The sequence below is a fragment of the Streptococcus nidrosiense genome, assembly GCF_042140045.1.
In the GTDB taxonomy this organism is placed as follows: Bacteria; Bacillota; Bacilli; order Lactobacillales; family Streptococcaceae; genus Streptococcus; species Streptococcus nidrosiense.
Window position 1 is genome coordinate 1,476,613 of record NZ_CP152419.1, and the last position, 17,912, is coordinate 1,494,524.

Annotated in this window: 13 protein-coding genes and 1 pseudogene; 3 read left to right on the plus strand and 11 right to left on the minus strand. The window is 39.9% G+C overall.

Annotated features, from left to right (window positions below):
• Positions 1-184: 184 nt before the first annotated feature.
• From AAFQ93_RS07085 to AAFQ93_RS07130, 10 genes and pseudogenes are all read right to left on the minus strand, one after another.
• Positions 185-5,923, minus strand: coding sequence for a YSIRK-type signal peptide-containing protein (locus tag AAFQ93_RS07085; protein WP_375555028.1), 5,739 nt, complete (start codon positions 5,921-5,923; stop codon positions 185-187).
• 323 nt (positions 5,924-6,246) lie between these two features.
• Positions 6,247-6,849, minus strand: coding sequence for a lysozyme family protein (locus tag AAFQ93_RS07090; protein ID WP_375555029.1), 603 nt, complete (start codon positions 6,847-6,849; stop codon positions 6,247-6,249).
• Positions 6,849-7,823 (minus strand): nucleoid-associated protein, encoded by a 975-nt coding sequence (locus AAFQ93_RS07095; RefSeq protein ID WP_375555030.1) that lies wholly within the window; start codon positions 7,821-7,823, stop codon positions 6,849-6,851. Before AAFQ93_RS07095 ends, AAFQ93_RS07090 begins: the two co-directional genes overlap by 1 nt.
• A gap of 7 nt (positions 7,824-7,830) precedes the next feature.
• Positions 7,831-9,087, minus strand: coding sequence for a serine hydroxymethyltransferase (glyA, locus tag AAFQ93_RS07100; RefSeq protein WP_375555031.1), 1,257 nt, complete (start codon positions 9,085-9,087; stop codon positions 7,831-7,833).
• Positions 9,088-9,143: 56 nt separating this feature from the next.
• On the minus strand, positions 9,144-9,575 hold the full coding sequence (locus AAFQ93_RS07105; RefSeq protein ID WP_375555032.1) for a GNAT family N-acetyltransferase: 432 nt from the start codon (positions 9,573-9,575) through the stop codon (positions 9,144-9,146).
• A gap of 1 nt (position 9,576) precedes the next feature.
• Positions 9,577-10,176, minus strand: a complete 600-nt coding sequence (locus AAFQ93_RS07110) for an L-threonylcarbamoyladenylate synthase (protein ID WP_375555779.1) — start codon at positions 10,174-10,176, stop codon at positions 9,577-9,579.
• Entirely contained in the window at positions 10,163-10,999 is an 837-nt protein-coding gene (gene prmC, locus AAFQ93_RS07115; RefSeq protein WP_375555033.1) for a peptide chain release factor N(5)-glutamine methyltransferase, read from the minus strand. The genes AAFQ93_RS07110 and prmC overlap by 14 nt, the downstream gene beginning before the upstream one ends.
• Positions 10,999-12,078, minus strand: coding sequence for a peptide chain release factor 1 (gene prfA, locus AAFQ93_RS07120; RefSeq protein ID WP_001028815.1), 1,080 nt, complete (start codon positions 12,076-12,078; stop codon positions 10,999-11,001). The genes prmC and prfA overlap by 1 nt, the downstream gene beginning before the upstream one ends.
• 9 nt (positions 12,079-12,087) lie before the next feature.
• Positions 12,088-12,581: pseudogene (locus AAFQ93_RS07125) on the minus strand (GNAT family N-acetyltransferase).
• The gene (locus AAFQ93_RS07130; protein ID WP_075227424.1) at positions 12,571-13,170 is read right to left on the minus strand and encodes a thymidine kinase; all 600 of its coding nucleotides are present in this window, start codon (positions 13,168-13,170) and stop codon (positions 12,571-12,573) included. The pseudogene AAFQ93_RS07125 and the gene AAFQ93_RS07130 overlap by 11 nt, the downstream one beginning before the upstream one ends.
• A 123-nt stretch (positions 13,171-13,293) precedes the next feature.
• Between AAFQ93_RS07130 and AAFQ93_RS07135 the strand changes: the two genes are divergently transcribed.
• Together AAFQ93_RS07135 and mnmE are read left to right on the plus strand one after the other, a co-directional pair.
• Positions 13,294-13,476, plus strand: coding sequence for a 4-oxalocrotonate tautomerase (locus AAFQ93_RS07135; RefSeq protein ID WP_001117401.1), 183 nt, complete (start codon positions 13,294-13,296; stop codon positions 13,474-13,476).
• A 122-nt stretch (positions 13,477-13,598) separates the two neighbouring features.
• The gene (mnmE, locus tag AAFQ93_RS07140) at positions 13,599-14,972 is read left to right on the plus strand and encodes a tRNA uridine-5-carboxymethylaminomethyl(34) synthesis GTPase MnmE (RefSeq protein WP_375555043.1); all 1,374 of its coding nucleotides are present in this window, start codon (positions 13,599-13,601) and stop codon (positions 14,970-14,972) included.
• 392 nt (positions 14,973-15,364) lie between these two features.
• On the opposite strand, the gene hemH is transcribed toward mnmE, so the two are convergent.
• On the minus strand, positions 15,365-16,459 hold the full coding sequence (gene hemH / locus AAFQ93_RS07145) for a ferrochelatase (RefSeq protein WP_375555044.1): 1,095 nt from the start codon (positions 16,457-16,459) through the stop codon (positions 15,365-15,367).
• Between the two features lie 154 nt (positions 16,460-16,613).
• Between hemH and pepT the strand changes: the two genes are divergently transcribed.
• Positions 16,614-17,837, plus strand: a complete 1,224-nt coding sequence (gene pepT, locus AAFQ93_RS07150; protein WP_375555045.1) for a peptidase T — start codon at positions 16,614-16,616, stop codon at positions 17,835-17,837.
• The last annotated feature ends 75 nt before the right edge of the window (positions 17,838-17,912 follow it).

The window sequence follows — 17,912 nt, forward strand, 5'->3', positions numbered from 1 at the left end:
CCTCCTTTTCCATTCTAGCATACCTTACAAAACTTAAAAAAGTCTTATACAGTTACTAAATCATATTGAGTAAAATTATCTCACTGTTCAGAATACAAGAAAAGAGAAGAACAAAATAGTCTTCTCTAATCTTTTATACAAGTGATTTGCTCATGAAAATTTTTTATTTAACTAGATTTTTAATTTAGTCTTCTTTTTTCTTTTGAGCTAACCCTAATAGTGTTGTCGCTATTCCAATGATTCCAAGTCCAGTCACTACTGAGTTTGAATCCGCACCTGTATTTGGCAATTCGTAAACTACTTTTTCAGGATCTAAAAGTTTTGGTTCCGGAGTAACAGGAATTTGAGGTTTTGGTTCTGGAATTGGAACTGTCGGATTCTCCGGTTTTGGTCCAGGAGTTGGAACTGTCGGATTCTCCGGTTTTGGTCCAGGAGTTGGAACTATCGGATTCTCTGGTTTTGGTCCAGGGGTTGGAACTGTCGGATTCTCTGGTTTAATTGGAACGTAGATGATTGGGGTATCATCACCGGGGTTTGTTGGAAGGTTTGGTAGCTCCTTACCTGGTTCTACTGGTTGACCTGGTTTACTTGGATCGTTTGGATCTGGCAAGTATGGTTTGTAGCCTGGGACATTTGGCACAATTGGCTTACTTGGTTTAGTTGGATCTGTCGGATCATTCGGATACTTCACATTTGGCGTTGATGGGAATTTTGGATCGTCAGATTTCGGCACCAAGCTTCCAAGTGGTTTGTAGATAACATGGTCTGTTACTTCTGGTTGATCTGGAGTTACAACTTTAGATCCAGCTTCTGCCTTATCTGAATAGAATCCTTCTACAACTGGAACAATAACCTTACCGTATGTATGGCTTGGTTGATCCCATGTAATTGTTCCATCTGCCTGTTTTTGCTTACCAGTGAATGTGAAGTCAGTTTGAACATTAGGAATTGGAGTATCTACACCCGCACCTTCAAAGGTTACTGTTTGTTTGGTTGGTTTTGTCACATCATTTACGATTGGAACGTAGATGATTGGGGTATCATCACCTGGGTTTGTTGGAAGATTTGGTAGCTCCTTACCTGGTTCTACTGGTTTATCTGTATCTGGTTTCGTTGGATCGTTTGGATCTGGCAAGTATGGTTTGTAGCCTGGGACATTTGGTACAATTGGTTTACTTGGTTTGGTTGGATCTGTCGGATCATTTGGATACTTCACTTTTGGAGTTGATGGGAATTTTGGATCGTCAGATTTTGGCACCAAGCTTCCAAGTGATTTGTAGATAACATGGTCTGTTACTTCTGGTTGATCTGGAGTCACTGTCTTAGATCCAGCTTCTGTCTTATCAGAGTAGTATCCATCTACAACTGGGACAATAACCTTACCGTATGTATGGCTTGTTTGATCCCATGTGATCGTACCATCTGCCTGTTTTTGCTTACCAGTAAATGTAAAGTCAGTTTGAACATTAGGAGTTGGAGTATCTACACCCGCACCTTCAAAGGTTACGGTTTGTTTAGTTGGTTTTGTCACATCATTTACGATTGGAACGTAGATGATTGGGGTGTCATCACCTGGGTTGGTTGGAAGGTTTGGTAGCTCCTTACCTGGTTCTACTGGTTTATCTGTATCTGGTTTCGTCGGATCGTTTGGATCTGGCAAGTATGGTTTGTAGCCTGGAACATTTGGCACAATTGGTTTACTTGGCTTGGTTGGATCTGTCGGATCATTTGGATACTTCACTTTTGGAGTTGATGGGAATTTTGGATCGTCAGATTTCGGAATCAAGCTTCCAAGTGGTTTGTAGATAACATGGTCTGTTACTTCTGGTTGATCTGGAGTTACAACTTTAGATCCAGCTTCTGCCTTATCTGAGTAGTATCCATCTACAACTGGGACAGTAACCTTGCCATAGGTGTGACTAGTTTCAGTCCATGTTGTAGTTCCATCAGCTTGTTTTTCTTTACCAGTAAATGTGAAGTCATTTTGGACATCGGCAGCCGGAGTCTTGTCACCTGCTCCTTCAAAGGTTACAGTTTGTTTAGTTGGTTTTGTTACATCATTTAAGATTGGCACGTAGATGATTGGTGTATCATCACCTGGGTTTGTTGGAAGGTTTGGTAGCTCCTTACCTGGTTCTACTGGTTTATCTGTATCTGGTTTCGTCGGATCGTTTGGATCTGGCAAGTATGGTTTGTAACCTGGGACATTTGGCACAATTGGTTTACTTGGCTTAGTTGGGTCTGTCGGATCATTTGGATACTTCACTTTTGGCGTAGATGGGAATTTTGGATCGTCAGATTTTGGAACCAAGCTTCCAAGTGGTTTGTAGATAACATGGTCTGTTACTTCTGGTTGTTCTGGAGTCACTGTCTTAGATCCAGCTTCTGTCTTATCAGAGTAGTATCCATCTACAACTGGGACAATAACCTTACCGTATGTATGGCTTGGTTGATCCCATGTGATCGTACCATCTGCCTGTTTTTGCTTACCAGTGAATGTGAAGTCAGTTTGAACATTAGGAGTTGGAGTATCTACACCCGCACCTTCAAAGGTTACCGTTTGTTTGGTTGGTTTTGTCACATCATTTACGATTGGAACGTAGATGATTGGGGTGTCATCACCTGGGTTGGTTGGAAGGTTTGGTAGCTCCTTACCTGGTTCTACTGGTTTATCTGTATCTGGTTTCGTCGGATCGTTTGGATCTGGCAAGTATGGTTTGTAGCCTGGAACATTTGGCACAATTGGTTTACTTGGCTTGGTTGGATCTGTCGGATCATTTGGATACTTCACTTTTGGAGTTGATGGGAATTTTGGATCGTCAGATTTCGGAATCAAGCTTCCAAGTGGTTTGTAGATAACATGGTCTGTTACTTCTGGTTGATCTGGAGTTACAACTTTAGATCCAGCTTCTGCCTTATCTGAGTAGTATCCATCTACAACTGGGACAGTAACCTTGCCATAGGTGTGACTAGTTTCAGTCCATGTTGTAGTTCCATCAGCTTGTTTTTCTTTACCAGTAAATGTGAAGTCATTTTGGACATCGGCAGCCGGAGTCTTGTCACCTGCTCCTTCAAAGGTTACAGTTTGTTTAGTTGGTTTTGTTACATCATTTAAGATTGGCACGTAGATGATTGGTGTATCATCACCTGGGTTTGTTGGAAGGTTTGGTAGCTCCTTACCTGGTTCTACTGGTTTATCTGTATCTGGTTTCGTCGGATCGTTTGGATCTGGCAAGTATGGTTTGTAACCTGGGACATTTGGCACAATTGGTTTACTTGGCTTAGTTGGGTCTGTCGGATCATTTGGATACTTCACTTTTGGCGTAGATGGGAATTTTGGATCGTCAGATTTTGGAACCAAGCTTCCAAGTGGTTTGTAGATAACATGGTCTGTTACTTCTGGTTGTTCTGGAGTCACTGTCTTAGATCCAGCTTCTGTCTTATCAGAGTAGTATCCATCTACAACTGGGACAATAACCTTACCGTATGTATGGCTTGGTTGATCCCATGTGATCGTACCATCTGCCTGTTTTTGCTTACCAGTGAATGTGAAGTCAGTTTGAACATTAGGAGTTGGAGTATCTACACCCGCACCTTCAAAGGTTACCGTTTGTTTGGTTGGTTTTGTCACATCATTTACGATTGGAACGTAGATGATTGGAGTATCATCACCGGGGTTTGTTGGAAGGTTTGGTAGCTCCTTACCTGGTTCTACTGGTTTATCTGTATCTGGTTTCGTTGGATCGTTTGGATCTGGCAAGTATGGTTTGTAGCCTGGGACATTTGGCACAATTGGTTTACTTGGTTTGGTTGGATCTGTCGGATCATTTGGATACTTCACTTTTGGAGTTGATGGGAATTTTGGATCGTCAGATTTTGGCACCAAGCTTCCAAGTGGTTTGTAGATAACATGGTCTGTTACTTCTGGTTGATCTGGAGTTACTACTTTTGATCCAGCTTCCGCCTTATCTGAGTAGAATCCTTCTACAACTGGAACAATAACCTTACCGTAGGTATGGCTTGGTTGATCCCATGTGATCGTACCATCTGCCTGTTTTTGCTTACCAGTAAATGTGAAGTCAGTTTGAACATTAGGAGTTGGAGTATCTACACCCGCACCTTCAAAGGTTACGGTTTGTTTGGTTGGTTTTGTCACATCATTTACGATTGGCACGTAGATGATTGGGGTATCTCGTGAAATACGATCTGGATCACTTTCATCATTTGGTTCAATCGTTTTATCAACTATATTGTAACCCCAAGCTTGAGGTTGTTCTTCCTTAATTTTGTATCCAGCTGGAGCATCAGGAATTTTAGTTTCTGCTGCTTGGGTCGGATCAACTGGATTATTTTCATAAGTCTTAGATACTGAACCTGGAATAACATTTCCGGCTTCGTCTACTTGGATAATTTTACCTAACTTTTTATAAGTTACAGTATCAGTTGCATGCGGTTGATCTGGTGTAACAGTCTTTTTACCTGCACTAGTTTTATCTGCGTAGTAACCTGTAACGACTGGAGTTAAAACTTCTCCATAAGTATGAGATGTTTGTTTCCATGTTTTGTCATGTGTTTGACTATTTTCTTCGCCTGTAAAAGTAAAGTCATTTTGAAGATTTTGTGGTGGGTTACTCTCTGCTCCAGTATAGGTTACAGTTTGGCTAGTTGTTTGTTGAATAGCGGTAGAATCTTTTTCAAGAACAAGACGATAGCGTGTTCCTGGTGCAAATTGATTTCCTCCATTACCTGCAATAGTAGGATCAATAGCATAGCTTCCATCAGGTTGACGAATGAGAGTAACTGTTTCTTTTTGGGTCAAAGACCACGTTTCACTACTAATCTTTGGAGCAGGATACTTCTTCAAAGCTTCATCCAATTCATCTGGAGTTAGAGAATCTGGATCAATAACCTCATTGGTGTGAATTTCACTATAATCATAGATAGTGTCACTTGTCTGACGGTCAATATAGGCTTCTACTTTTGTAGGATCACCATCAACAGTTTTAAGACGATAACCTGCTGGAAGTTTTGGAAGTTCAGTAATAGCAGCATCCGATGGATCTGGGACAGGAGTACCATCATCAGAAGTAAGAGTATTATTTGTATTTTTAAAGACTTTACTAGTCGTTACTCCAGAGATTGAATTGCCGTCAGAATCTACAAAACTAATCGTTCCTAGATTCTTGTAATAAATATTTATGATGCGATGTCTCGCTTCTCCACCATTACTACTCTTCGAAACGATGACATAATTGTAGGTCCAAGGAATATCAAACATGTCTGTTTCAATTTTAATTCCATTAATATCATCTCTCGTGACATATTGACCTGAGATTACTGGAATATTCACAGCTTTAAAACTTAAATCTTTTGGATCTATTTCATGTGAAGCCCATCCATTTTCCGAGATAGCTCTTCGGCTACGATTTAGACGAGAATCTGATACTTTATTTTCTGTGTAGTCACCTTTAAGCTCAGAGGAGTTATCAGATTTTTTATAGGAGTTTTTAGATTCCTCATTTTGAACACTAGTAGCTGAATCTAAAGTTTCCGTCTTCTGTACATCTACTTTATTATCAGGAGTAGTTTCTTCATCTACTTTTGAAATTTGATCATTTAATTTGCTATTTTCTGAATTGTTGGTTGTTTTTTGAGATTCTTGAATACCTGCACTTGCTTCAGAAAAAGTGGTCTCTACTGCCTCTTCATCAACCGTTTTTTTAGTGGGAATAGATTGCTGATCACTAGCAACCGTTTGTTGATCACTTGCTTCAGCAACAGCTACTCTATCTAAAATAGGTGTTTCATCAGCACTTGCAACCTGCCCACTCAAAAAGAAGGCCGTACCTAATAATACAGAAGCTAAACCAAAACTATACTTCCGTAATGAAAAACGTTGCCGTTCACTAAAATAATTTTTCATTATTAATCCCCAATCTAATTATTCGTTACATTCATTATATCACTATTACTTTGAATTTCAAGTATTTCTCTCTATTCCAAGATATATTATTCGCTTTTTTTGTATTAAATCAGTGATAACAATCTAAAACCAAATGAAATTCTAATATTTCAAATAAACATATAATCATTTTATGAATTAACGTTCGAATAATAGGAATTTTGTAACAAAGTGTCAGATTAGTTATTTTTAGATATTTAAACTATTTTCATAATAAAAAGATCTAGTACTTATTGAGACTAGATCTTGTCGTTTCCCTATAATTTAATAGTGGATTTGAGTGCTTAAAATAGATTAAAAAATTTAATAATGTAAAGATTTAGTTGAACCTGTCTAGAGTAATAATAGTTTCCACCATCCACATAGAGTTCTCCACCTTGAAAGATGGAAATTGGATTGACATAGCGATAGGTTTTTCCAGTTGTATTTCCTAAAGTTGGCGCAACTGTATCTCTCGAATATTTCTTGGCTAGGGTAAGTGTATTTTCTTTCCCGTTTTGGGCAATATAATCAATATAAGCTGGACCAAAGTTATAGGCCTGTACAGCAGTCCAAGCATCCACGCCCTTTTCTTGTGCTAAATACAGATTTTCAGTCAAGGTTTGAATTCCCTGACGAATACTACTCCTATTGTCAGAAATCGTATTTGTAGTACCGCTGGCAGACTCACTAGACTGCATCACGTCACTTTCTTTACCTTTGGTTTCGGTATAAATCATGGCCAGGACTAGTTCTTCATTTGCTGGAGTATCTTGCTCACTTAAAACCTCTCGTACCAAGGATTGATAGGTCATGACCTGCTTCACATCCCGATACATATGAAAAAGTTTATAGCCAGTAAATAAGATAAGAACAAGCACCAAGACCCTTCTTATAAATTTAAACATTATTTGCTTTGTATATCCTCGATGTTTTTGATTAAGATAGAGTAGGTACCATTGTCATTTTGGATAAATTCGACCGACTCAGCATCTTGGTAAATATTATTGGGTACGATTAACTCAATCCCATTTGACAGAGAAAGCTTTTGGTTTTCAAATTTCTTTAATTGACGACTGGCATCGATTTCATCAAATTGAACTGGCTCGGGCACTGCTTCCTTGACTTGGTCAATAAAGCTAAGACGTGCGGTGAGATTGTTGTCAAAAAGATCATTAGCCAATTTTTCAGGAGACAACTCATTGCTTTCTTCAAGGTTATTGAAAATAGCAGACTTGACCTTAGATTGAAATTGAAAATCATCTGTATTAAATGTTTCAGCAATTCTCTGAGCTGTTTTTTCCAGTTCCTTGATTGACTTCTTAGGTGAAATCTTAGGATGAGCCTGTATCAGATTCTCAGAAAAATAGTTCAAAAAAGTCCCGTTATACTTGATTCGTTTCTCAATCAGGTGATATTTTCGGCTTTGAAGATTGACCACCAAGGCCTCGTCAGCCCCTGTACAAAATCCAGGAAGATTGTTTTGAGTCAGCTTGATTGGATTATCAACCTCTCCTCCGAGGTGGGTCAAGGTCTCACGTAGGGCAATACGTAAAAAAGCAAAATGCTCTACTCCTTCTTTAGAAAATTGCACAAAAATCAAGTCATTGGTCTTAAGATTTTCGGAAATGCTGAATTCCTCTTTCCAGAGGTTAGCCAGTGTCACCGATGTCTCCAATAAATCGTCTGTAATGTGATTGAAGAAGGGATTTTCTTCTTCGAAAATCCCAGTCTTGGCTTCATCTGAATACACACGTTCGATTTTCTTACGTAGGTATTCCTCGATTTTTGGAGTGATATTGAGAAATTTATCCGCTAGAAACAACTCTGTGTCATCCGGGCTGAACTGATGGATAATGGCTTTCTTAATATAAATGTCCATAAAAATTTTAGTCCTCGTATAATGGGAAGGCATCTGTCAATTCTTTGACTGCACTTCTCACTTCTTCTAAAACAGCTTCATTTTCTGCATTCTTAAGGGCTTCAATGATAAGCTCTGCCACTTTACGACTTTCTTCTTCACCAAATCCACGTGCAGTTATTGCGGCTGCTCCAATACGAATACCACTTGTCTTGAATGGTGACAAGGTTTCGTAAGGGATAGAGTTTTTATTTAGGGTAATGTTGACTTCATCTAGCAAGTTTTGAGCAACTTTTCCGTTTTCTACAACCTTAGTTACATCAACAAGGAAGAGGTGGTTTTCAGTTCCGCCAGAAATGATACGGAAATCAGGGTCTTGCAAGAAGACATCTGCCATAGCCTTGCTGTTCTTGATGACATTAGCAGCGTATTCCCTGAAGGCTGGATCCAAAACTTCTTTGAAGGCAACAGCCTTAGCAGCAACAACGTGCTCTAAAGGTCCACCTTGGATACCTGGGAAAATAGCTGAGTTGATTTTCTTCGCTAGGTCCTCGTCATTAGTCAAAATCAAACCACCACGTGGTCCACGAAGGGTTTTGTGGGTCGTCGTTGTTGTGATATGAGCGTATGGAACTGGACTTGGATGTAGACCAGCAGCAACCAAACCAGCGATATGGGCCATGTCCACCATGAGCTTAGCCCCAACAGCATCAGCAATTTCACGGAATTTTGAGAAGTCGATAATTTGAGAATACGCTGAAGCACCTGCTACGATCAGTTTTGGTTTTACTTCTTGGGCTTGTTTCAAGATAGCATCAAAGTCCAAGAGTTCTGTTTCAGGATCAACACTATAAGAAACAAAGTTGTAGGTTTGACCAGAGAAGCTGACAGGAGCTCCGTGAGTCAAGTGACCACCTGCTGCCAGATCCATACCCATGACAGTGTCACCTGGCTCAATCAAGGCCATGTAGGCAGCACAGTTGGCTTGGCTTCCTGAGTGGGGTTGTACATTGGCAAACTTGGCACCAAAGATTTCTTTAGCACGTTCAATAGCTAGAGTTTCTACCACGTCTACTACATCAGTTCCACCATAATAACGACGTCCTGGGTAACCCTCGGCATATTTATTGGTCAAGATAGACCCTTGAGCAGCCATAACAGCCTTTGAAACGACGTTTTCGGAAGCAATCAACTCAATGTTATTTTGTTGGCGTTCTTCTTCTTTGGCAATAGCATTCCAGAGATCTGCGTCATAAACTTTAAAATCATCTTTGTCAAAAATCATAGGTCTTCTCCTTTATAGTGTGACAGGTCCTTTAGTTTTGTTCTACATAAATCAAACTAAAAGATGCGAATAAACCGTTTCTGCACTTTATCACAAGTATAACCAACTTTTTCGTAAAATGCATGGGCACCTAGACGATGGTCTGCAGAATTTAAGCGAATAAAGTTATAGCCTCGTTTTTTTGCTTCTTGTTCCAATCCTTGGAGCAAAGTTTTTCCGATACCCTGACCCTGTGTTTGAGGCAAAACAGCTAAAGCTAGGATATTAAAACCTGGTTTTGAATAAAGGGATTCATAAACCTCGGCATGAACATAACCAAGTAAGTCATGGCTGGTCGAATCCTCGAAACCCAGTAGGTAGTGATGAGAGTCCTGAGATAACTTAGCTAGTTGACTAGACGTTTCCTCTGAACTAAAAGCATAACCTAAAGCCTCTTTGTTAATCTCACAAATTGCTTCAACATCTGTTGTTTTCAAATCACGTAGCATGTCATACCTCCTCAAAAGGAATTGTTGGTATCTTGGCAAGGATATCTTCTCGCTTAATCGCTCCTTGGCGTAGAATCTTTACCTTGTCACCAGATAAGTCTAAAATAGTCGAATCCTGACCTGTTAAAAATGCATCGTCTTCAAGTCCCAAGACCTCTTGGTCAAAATCATGAAGAATCTTTCGAAAAGTAACTCCACTTGATTGCCCTGAGATATTGGCAGAAGGTCCGATTAAGGGGCCAAATTCACGAATCAAGTCCAGAGTTACTGGATGACTCGGCATGCGAAATCCAACAGTCATCAAATCTGAATTGACCCAGTAGGGAACCTTGTCATTAGCTTCTAAGATAATGGTCAAAGGGCCTGGTAAAAAACTTTCAACCAGTTTTTGGAGATAAGCTGGCTGATTCTTAGAAAAGTTCAAGATATCGTCTAAACTTGCGACATTGAGATTAAGTGCCTTGTCTCTTGGGCGACGTTTAAGCTGATAAACATGGTCAACTGCCTTTTTATCCAAAGCTTTTGCAAAGAGACCATAAACTGTTTCTGTCGGCAAAACTACAGCTCCACCATTTTCAAGCTCTTTCTTAATTTTCTCCATCATCAATGACAACCATCCTATCTTGACCAAATTGGTCTTTCAGAGTTCGAACTCGCTTCTCGGGAAAATTTTCCTTGAAAAGAGCTGGAACACTTTGACCTTGTTTGTAGCCAATTTCAAGATAAATCTTACCACCATCATTTAGATAGTCCTTTGATTCTTCCGCAATTCTGCGATAGATCGCTAGACCATCCTCATCTGCAAAGAGGGCTAAATGTGGCTCTGAATGGAGAACATTCAAACCTACTTCTGCCTCATCTACTCGAGATATGTAAGGTGGATTGGATACAATTATATCATATTTTGAAGAAATTTCGGAGAAACAGTCAGATTTAATAAAAGATAATGTTAGACCTTGATTATTAGCGTTTTCCATCGCCAAATCCAAAGCATCCTGAGAAATATCGGCAGCTGTGATTGTCCAATCAGGTCTATTTTTAGCTAAGGCAAGAGCAATAGCACCACTCCCTGTTCCGATATCCAGAACTTTGAGATTTTCCTTTGGATTCTCAGCTAGGGTGAGCTTCACTAGTTCTTCTGTTTCTGGACGGGGAATCAAGACCCGCTCATCTACTTTTAACTGCATCCCAAAGAATTCAGCATGACCGATAATATACTGGGCGGGTATATGATTTGCCAATTTCCTATAAATATACTCTACAAATTGTCTTTCTTTCTCTGAAATTTCTTGCTGAAGAGCAAAGACAAAGTCTGTAAAAGATAGATTTTTCAGGCCACGATAGACAAAGGAGAGGCTTTCAGCTTCCTCTCCTTGTGCTATTAACTTTTCCTCAAAATCTTTAAAAATTTGAGCTAATTTCATTATTTGTTTAATTCTTCTAATTTTTGAGTTTGGTCGTAAAGAACCAAGGCATCCACAACTTCATCGAGTTTACCAGACAAGATAGTATCAAGTTTTTGAAGAGTCAAGCCGATACGGTGGTCTGTCACACGGTTTTGTGGGAAGTTATAAGTACGGATACGTTCTGAACGGTCACCAGTACCGATAGTAGACTTACGCTCTGCGTCTTGCTCGTCTTGAGCAATCTGTGCAAAGTGGTCAGCAACACGCGCACGAATAATCTTCATAGCCTTCTCACGGTTTTTCTGCTGGGTACGTTCTTCCTGCATTTCAACCTTGATATTGGTTGGCAAGTGAACAATACGAACAGCAGTCGCAACCTTGTTGACGTTCTGTCCACCAGCACCTGACGCGTGGTAGATATCCACACGAAGGTCTTTTGGATCAATATCGTACTCTACTTCTTCCACTTCAGGCATAACAAGAACTGTTGCTGTAGAGGTATGCACACGCCCTTGGCTTTCTGTCACAGGGACACGTTGAACACGATGGGCACCAGACTCATACTTAAGCTTAGAGTATACAGACTGACCTGATACCATAGCAACCACTTCTTTGAAACCACCAACACCGTTCATTGAGGCTTCCATGACTTCAAAGCGCCAGCCTTGGGCTTCAGCATATTTTTGGTACATGGTTAGCAAATCGCCAGCAAAGAGGGCAGCTTCATCACCACCAGCTGCTCCTCGGATTTCAAGGATGATGTTCTTGTCATCGTTTGGATCTTTAGGAAGGAGCAAGATTTTCAATTTTTCTTCGTACTCTTCTTTTTCAGCCTTAGCATCTTTCAATTCTTGTTTGGCCATTTCTTCCAAGTCAGCATCTCCGCCTGATTCTTTAATCATCTCCTCAGCGTCGACAATATTTTGAAGGACTTGTTTGTATTCGCGGTAGGCAGTTACGGTGTCACGAGTTGAAGCTTCTTCTTTGGACAATTCCATGAAGCGTTTGGTATCAGAGACCACATCAGGGTCGCTCAGCAATTCTCCCAACTCTTCATAACGGTCTTCTACAGCTTGTAGTTGATCATAGATGTTCATTTTTTCTCCTTATTTCTCAATTGTTAAATCGTATATTGCTACTACTTCGTTCTCAAATATTTCCCCAGTTTCTTTAAATCCATAACTGAGGTAACAAGACCTTGCATGTTTATTTTCTGATTCATAAGACAACCAAAGTTTATTGGCTAAACCTGCTGGCGCTGTCCAAACATAGTCTAGCACCTTATCCATAATTGGTTTAAAATATCCTTGATTTTGAAAATGCTTATCAATCATGAAACGAAATAGTAAATAATTTCCATTACTAATTCCGATTTTTTTATCATAAGCTAACATCACAAAACCTATGATTGCATCATTATCGTAAACTGCCAATGGAGCCACAAAATCTCCATTTCAAAATCTCCATTTTTAGTGTAGACATATGCTTCAGCTAAACTAATTGCGTTAGTAGCAATAAATTGTTTTTGATATTCCTTAACATCCAAATGCAGAACATCAAAATAATTTTCCATTGTAACATCTCTTAGTTCAATTGTCATAGTCTTGTCCCTTTTTAGATGTTATCAGTGGCGCAAAATAATGTTTACGGCAAACCGAGATATAGGTTTCATTGCCACCTATCTGGATCTGCTCACCATCATAGACTGGCAGACCATTCTGCGTACGCAACACCATGGTCGCTTTTTTCTTGCAATACTGGCAAATGGTCTTGATTTCGTCAATCTTATCTGCTAAAAGCAGAAGATATTTTGAACCTTCGAATAGTTCATTACGAAAGTCATTTTTTAAACCAAATGCCATGACAGGTATGTCTAACTCATCCACAACACGAGCTAGATCGTAAACATGGTGACGCTTTAAAAACTGGGCTTCATCGACAAGTACACAGTAAGGCATTTCAGGTAAATCTCGGATAAATCCAAAGATATCCGTTGTTTCCTCAATAGCAACTGCTGGTCTTTTCATCCCAATTCGACTTGAAACATAGCCAACACCGTCACGCGTATCCAGAGCCGAAGTCATAATTACAACTCCCTTTCCTTGCTCCTCATAGTTATAGGCTACTTTGAGAATCTCAATCGTTTTTCCTGAGTTCATGGTCCCATAACGATAATACAACTGTGCCATGCTTCTATTTCACGTCCATTTCTAAATTTTTGCTACATTCTAGTATACCATATTTTCTCAAAGCTTTAAATGGCAAAATGTGGTAAAATAGAAGAAATCAAATAACTAGTGGAGGACGCAATTATGCCATTTGTACGCATCGATTTATTTGAAGGACGCACGCTAGAGCAAAAGAAAGCCCTAGCCAAGGAAGTTACGGAAGCTGTTGTTCGCAACACTGGTGCACCTCAGTCTGCTGTTCATGTCATTATCAACGATATGCCTGAAGGAACCTATTTCCCACAAGGCGAAATGCGCACTAAGTAAAGCTTAAGCAATCTGCTTAGGCTTTTCTTTATAAGTAACATTCATTGAAGAAAATACTAAAATTTGTTACAATTTGAAGAGATATTAGTCTTTACAAACAAATAAACTATAAAGGAATTGAAATGATTACACGGGAATTTGATACCATTGCAGCCATCTCGACACCGCTTGGTGAAGGTGCTATTGGGATAGTCCGCCTAAGCGGAACGGATAGTTTTGCCATTGCGCAGAAAATCTTTAAAGGCAAGGACTTGAGCAAGGTTACTAGCCACACTCTAAACTACGGCCACATTGTTGATCCTCAGTCAGGCAAGGTCATGGATGAGGTCATGGTTGGAGCTATGAAGTCTCCAAAGACCTTCACTCGTGAAGACATTATCGAGATCAATACCCACGGTGGAATCGCCGTAACCAATGAAATTCTCCAACTGGCTATCCGTGAAGGGGCTCGTATGGCAGAGCCTGGTGAATTTACTAAGCGTGCCTTCCTTAACGGTCGTGTGGACTTGACTCAGGCCGAGGCTGTGATGGATATCATCCGTGCTAAGACTGACAAGGCTATGAATATAGCAGTCAAACAACTTGATGGATCCCTGTCTGACCTCATTAACAATACTCGTCAGGAAATTCTCAATACCTTGGCTCAGGTTGAGGTTAATATCGATTATCCTGAGTATGACGATGTGGAAGAAGCCACTACTGCTGTTGTCCGCGAAAAAACTATGGAGTTTGAACAACTCTTGACCAATCTCCTAAAAACTGCACGTCGTGGTAAAATTCTCCGCGAAGGGATTTCAACGGCTATCATTGGTCGTCCCAACGTTGGAAAATCAAGCCTACTCAACAACCTACTACGTGAAGACAAGGCTATTGTAACGGATATTGCAGGTACTACCCGAGATGTCATTGAAGAATACGTCAACATCAACGGTGTGCCTCTGAAATTGATTGATACTGCTGGTATCCGTGAAACAGATGATATCGTCGAGCAGATCGGGGTTGAGCGCTCCAAAAAAGCCCTCAAGGAAGCTGATTTGGTTTTACTTGTCTTAAACGCCAGCGAACCTCTAACTGCCCAAGACCGACAACTTCTTGAAATCAGCCAAGATACCAACCGTATCATCCTACTTAACAAAACTGACCTACCTGAGGCTATTGAAACTCAGGAACTTCCTGAAGATGTCATCCGTATTTCAGTCCTCAAAAATCAAAACATTGATAAGATTGAAGAACGGATTAACAACCTCTTCTTTGAAAATGCTGGCTTGGTCGAACAAGATGCTACCTATCTATCCAACGCCCGTCATATTTCATTAATTGAGAAGGCAGTCGAAAGCCTACAAGCAGTTAACGAAGGTCTTGAATTGGGGATGCCAGTTGACCTGCTTCAGGTTGATTTGACCCGTACCTGGGGAATTCTTGGAGAAATTACAGGAGATGCTGCACCAGATGAACTTATTACACAATTGTTTAGCCAATTTTGTCTGGGTAAATAAGAAAAAACTAGGTCAAAAAATGCTAGTCACCTAAAAAGAGGTTGGGACAAAAAGATCCCGACCTCACTTTTTATTATCAATCATAATTTGACGCGGTAGCTGATTGAACTTTTTGTTCGTCTTTTAGACTCCAAAAAGCTCCTAATCACCCTCGCGGGGCTGGAACTACGAAATCAAGACTTTGTCTATCGATTTCTGTCCCACCGCCTTTTCTTTCACCTTCTAAGTTATAACCTACCTTAGCAGAAATCTGAAACAAACCTTATACTCAATGAAAATCAAAGAGCAAACTAGGAAACTAGCCGCAGGCTGTACTTGAGTACGGTAAGGCGACGTTGACGCAGTTTGAATTTGATTTTCGAAGAGTATTACCAGTTCTTTTCTATTTTCACTTAGTCTTTAGGTAATTTGCCAGCTTTTTCAAGCATTTTTTTGATTAAATAAGGCATCTTGACATTTTCACGACCTTTTTTCTCAATTAATTTTTTAACAAATTCTGGCATTTGTAAGTCTTGTGATTCATCTAAAATATTCTTAGTTTCCTCCGAAGGGACTAATTCATCAAAGGTTTCTTCTTCTGGGAGGAATTCTCTAAATTCTTTATGTTCATTAGCTCGGATAATATTGACCAAGGCATCAATCAAACGAGAATCTGTATTTGGCATTGGTGGACGATGGTAGTTCACCTCCAATTCCTGACACAAGTCATGACATTCCACATCGTTGTCAAACAAGACTTCAATATGCTCACTGATAAAACTAATAGGCACAAAAATATAATGCTCTGGATGTTCTTCCTGTTCTCTTAGATACTCCAATACATCTGGTTTAATCCAAGGAATACCAATATCACTTTCGCTCTGCCAAGTGTTGGTATATTGCTCTGGTTTCAAGCCTAATTTCTCAGCAATTAACTTGCTATTTTCGAAAATCTGGTCGATATAGGGATCACCAAAATCCAAGGCAAAAATGGGCACACTGTGGGCAGAAAAGATGACTTTAAAGCTATCCTGTTTCACCTTTTCTTTTAAAATTTTAGCAATTTCAGCTGTCCAATAGTTTAATAGGGCTTCTTCTTGATACCAATCCTTAATAACTAAAAACTGAATTTGTTTGCTTTCCAGAAACTTTTCGTACCCCATGACAGAGTAAAAGGAATAGTGTGGCTCCAAAATCAAGCAAATACACTTTTCAATTCCATCTGCTTCCATTTGCCGAATTACATCTGGAATAAAAGGGGTTGAAAATTTATTGGCAAAATAGACACTATATTCATTTCCTAACCTAGCTTCTACCAAGGCAACTTCTTCACGGGTAATTTTTTGAAGTGGAGTTCCTCCAATTCGAACATAATTATCATAAAGGGTTTGAATCTCGTGGTCTTGAGGTCGAACTCCTCGACGAATGTTGGTAAAAAAGTCGGCTACTCCTTCAAAGGTAATCTCTTCTGGTGAACCAAATGTCATCATTAAAATTGCTTTTTTCATCTCTGCATCCTTGTGATATTTTTATCTTTTTTATTGTATCACTAAAGAAGCTATAAGTAAACGCTAACATAAGGATTTTTTCTCCCTTCTGACTTTTGTTTTTCTCTTCTTTCTATGATACAATGGTTTTAAAAGAAGGAAAAAAGGAGTTTTTATGAAATACCAAACATTGTTGGAGCGTTTTTTGACTTATGTCAAAGTCAATACACGTTCTGACGAACATTCAACCACTACACCAAGTACCCAAAGTCAAGTAGACTTCGCAACCAATGTCCTCATCCCTGAGATGAAACGTGTTGGTTTGCAAAATGTTTACTACCTACCAAACGGTTTTGCTATCGGTACTCTTCCAGCTAACGATCCTAGTTTGACTCGTAAAATCGGCTTTATCTCCCACATGGATACAGCTGATTTTAATGCTGACAGTGTTAACCCGCAAGTTATTGAAAATTATGATGGTGGCCTTATCGAACTAGGTAATTCTGGTTTCAAGCTAGATCCAGCGGATTTCAAGAGCTTAGAGAAATATCCTGGCCAAACCTTAATTACTACAGATGGAACTACCCTTCTCGGGGCTGATGATAAATCTGGTATCGCTGAAATCATGACAGCTATCGAATACTTGACTGCTCATCCTGAGATTAAACACTGTGAAATCCGTGTCGGCTTCGGACCAGATGAAGAAATCGGTGTCGGTGCCAATAAATTTGATGCAGAAGATTTCGATGTCGACTTTGCCTATACAGTCGACGGTGGACCTCTTGGTGAATTGCAATACGAAACCTTCTCTGCTGCTGGTGCAGAACTTCACTTCCAAGGTCGTAATGTTCACCCAGGAACAGCTAAAGGGCAAATGGTTAATGCTCTCCAATTAGCGATTGACTTCCACAATCAACTCCCAGCAGGTGACCGACCTGAGTTGACTGAGGGGTACCAAGGATTCTACCATCTCATGGATGTAACGGGTAGTGTTGAGGAAGCGCGTGCTAGTTATATTATTCGTGACTTCGAAAAAGAAAGCTTCGAAGCGCGTAAAGCTGCTATGCAAGCTATTACTGATAAGATGAACCAAGAACTTGGTAGTGATCGTGTTACTTTAACATTGACAGACCAGTATTACAACATGAAAGAAGTCATTGAAAAGGATATGACACCAGTAACCATTGCCAAAGCAGTTATGGAAGACCTTGGTATCACACCAATTATCGAACCTATCCGTGGAGGAACAGACGGTTCTAAAATTTCCTTTATGGGAATTCCTACGCCAAATATCTTCGCTGGTGGTGAAAACATGCACGGTCGTTTTGAATACGTTAGTCTACAAACAATGGAACGTGCAGTCGACACCATTATTGGGATTGTAGCTTATAAAGACTAAAGAGATCGGGAAAAGTTCCCGACCTCTTTTTTATCAGCAGCCTACTTTTGAAACGGTAGCTGTCTAAGTTTTTTA

Excerpts from the sequence above, each read along its gene's own strand:
- AAFQ93_RS07085 (WP_375555028.1), bottom strand. The coding sequence starts at position 5,923 with ATGAAAAATTATTTTAGTGAACGGCAACGTTTTTCATTACGGAAGTAT.
- AAFQ93_RS07090 (WP_375555029.1), bottom strand. The coding sequence starts at position 6,849 with ATGTTTAAATTTATAAGAAGGGTCTTGGTGCTTGTTCTTATCTTATTT.
- AAFQ93_RS07095 (WP_375555030.1), bottom strand. The coding sequence starts at position 7,823 with ATGGACATTTATATTAAGAAAGCCATTATCCATCAGTTCAGCCCGGAT.
- glyA (WP_375555031.1), bottom strand. The coding sequence starts at position 9,087 with ATGATTTTTGACAAAGATGATTTTAAAGTTTATGACGCAGATCTCTGG.
- AAFQ93_RS07105 (WP_375555032.1), bottom strand. The coding sequence starts at position 9,575 with ATGCTACGTGATTTGAAAACAACAGATGTTGAAGCAATTTGTGAGATT.
- AAFQ93_RS07110 (WP_375555779.1), bottom strand. The coding sequence starts at position 10,176 with ATGGAGAAAATTAAGAAAGAGCTTGAAAATGGTGGAGCTGTAGTTTTG.
- prmC (WP_375555033.1), bottom strand. The coding sequence starts at position 10,999 with ATGAAATTAGCTCAAATTTTTAAAGATTTTGAGGAAAAGTTAATAGCA.
- prfA (WP_001028815.1), bottom strand. The coding sequence starts at position 12,078 with ATGAACATCTATGATCAACTACAAGCTGTAGAAGACCGTTATGAAGAG.
- AAFQ93_RS07130 (WP_075227424.1), bottom strand. The coding sequence starts at position 13,170 with ATGGCACAGTTGTATTATCGTTATGGGACCATGAACTCAGGAAAAACG.
- AAFQ93_RS07135 (WP_001117401.1), top strand. The coding sequence starts at position 13,294 with ATGCCATTTGTACGCATCGATTTATTTGAAGGACGCACGCTAGAGCAA.
- mnmE (WP_375555043.1), top strand. The coding sequence starts at position 13,599 with ATGATTACACGGGAATTTGATACCATTGCAGCCATCTCGACACCGCTT.
- hemH (WP_375555044.1), bottom strand. The coding sequence starts at position 16,459 with ATGAAAAAAGCAATTTTAATGATGACATTTGGTTCACCAGAAGAGATT.
- pepT (WP_375555045.1), top strand. The coding sequence starts at position 16,614 with ATGAAATACCAAACATTGTTGGAGCGTTTTTTGACTTATGTCAAAGTC.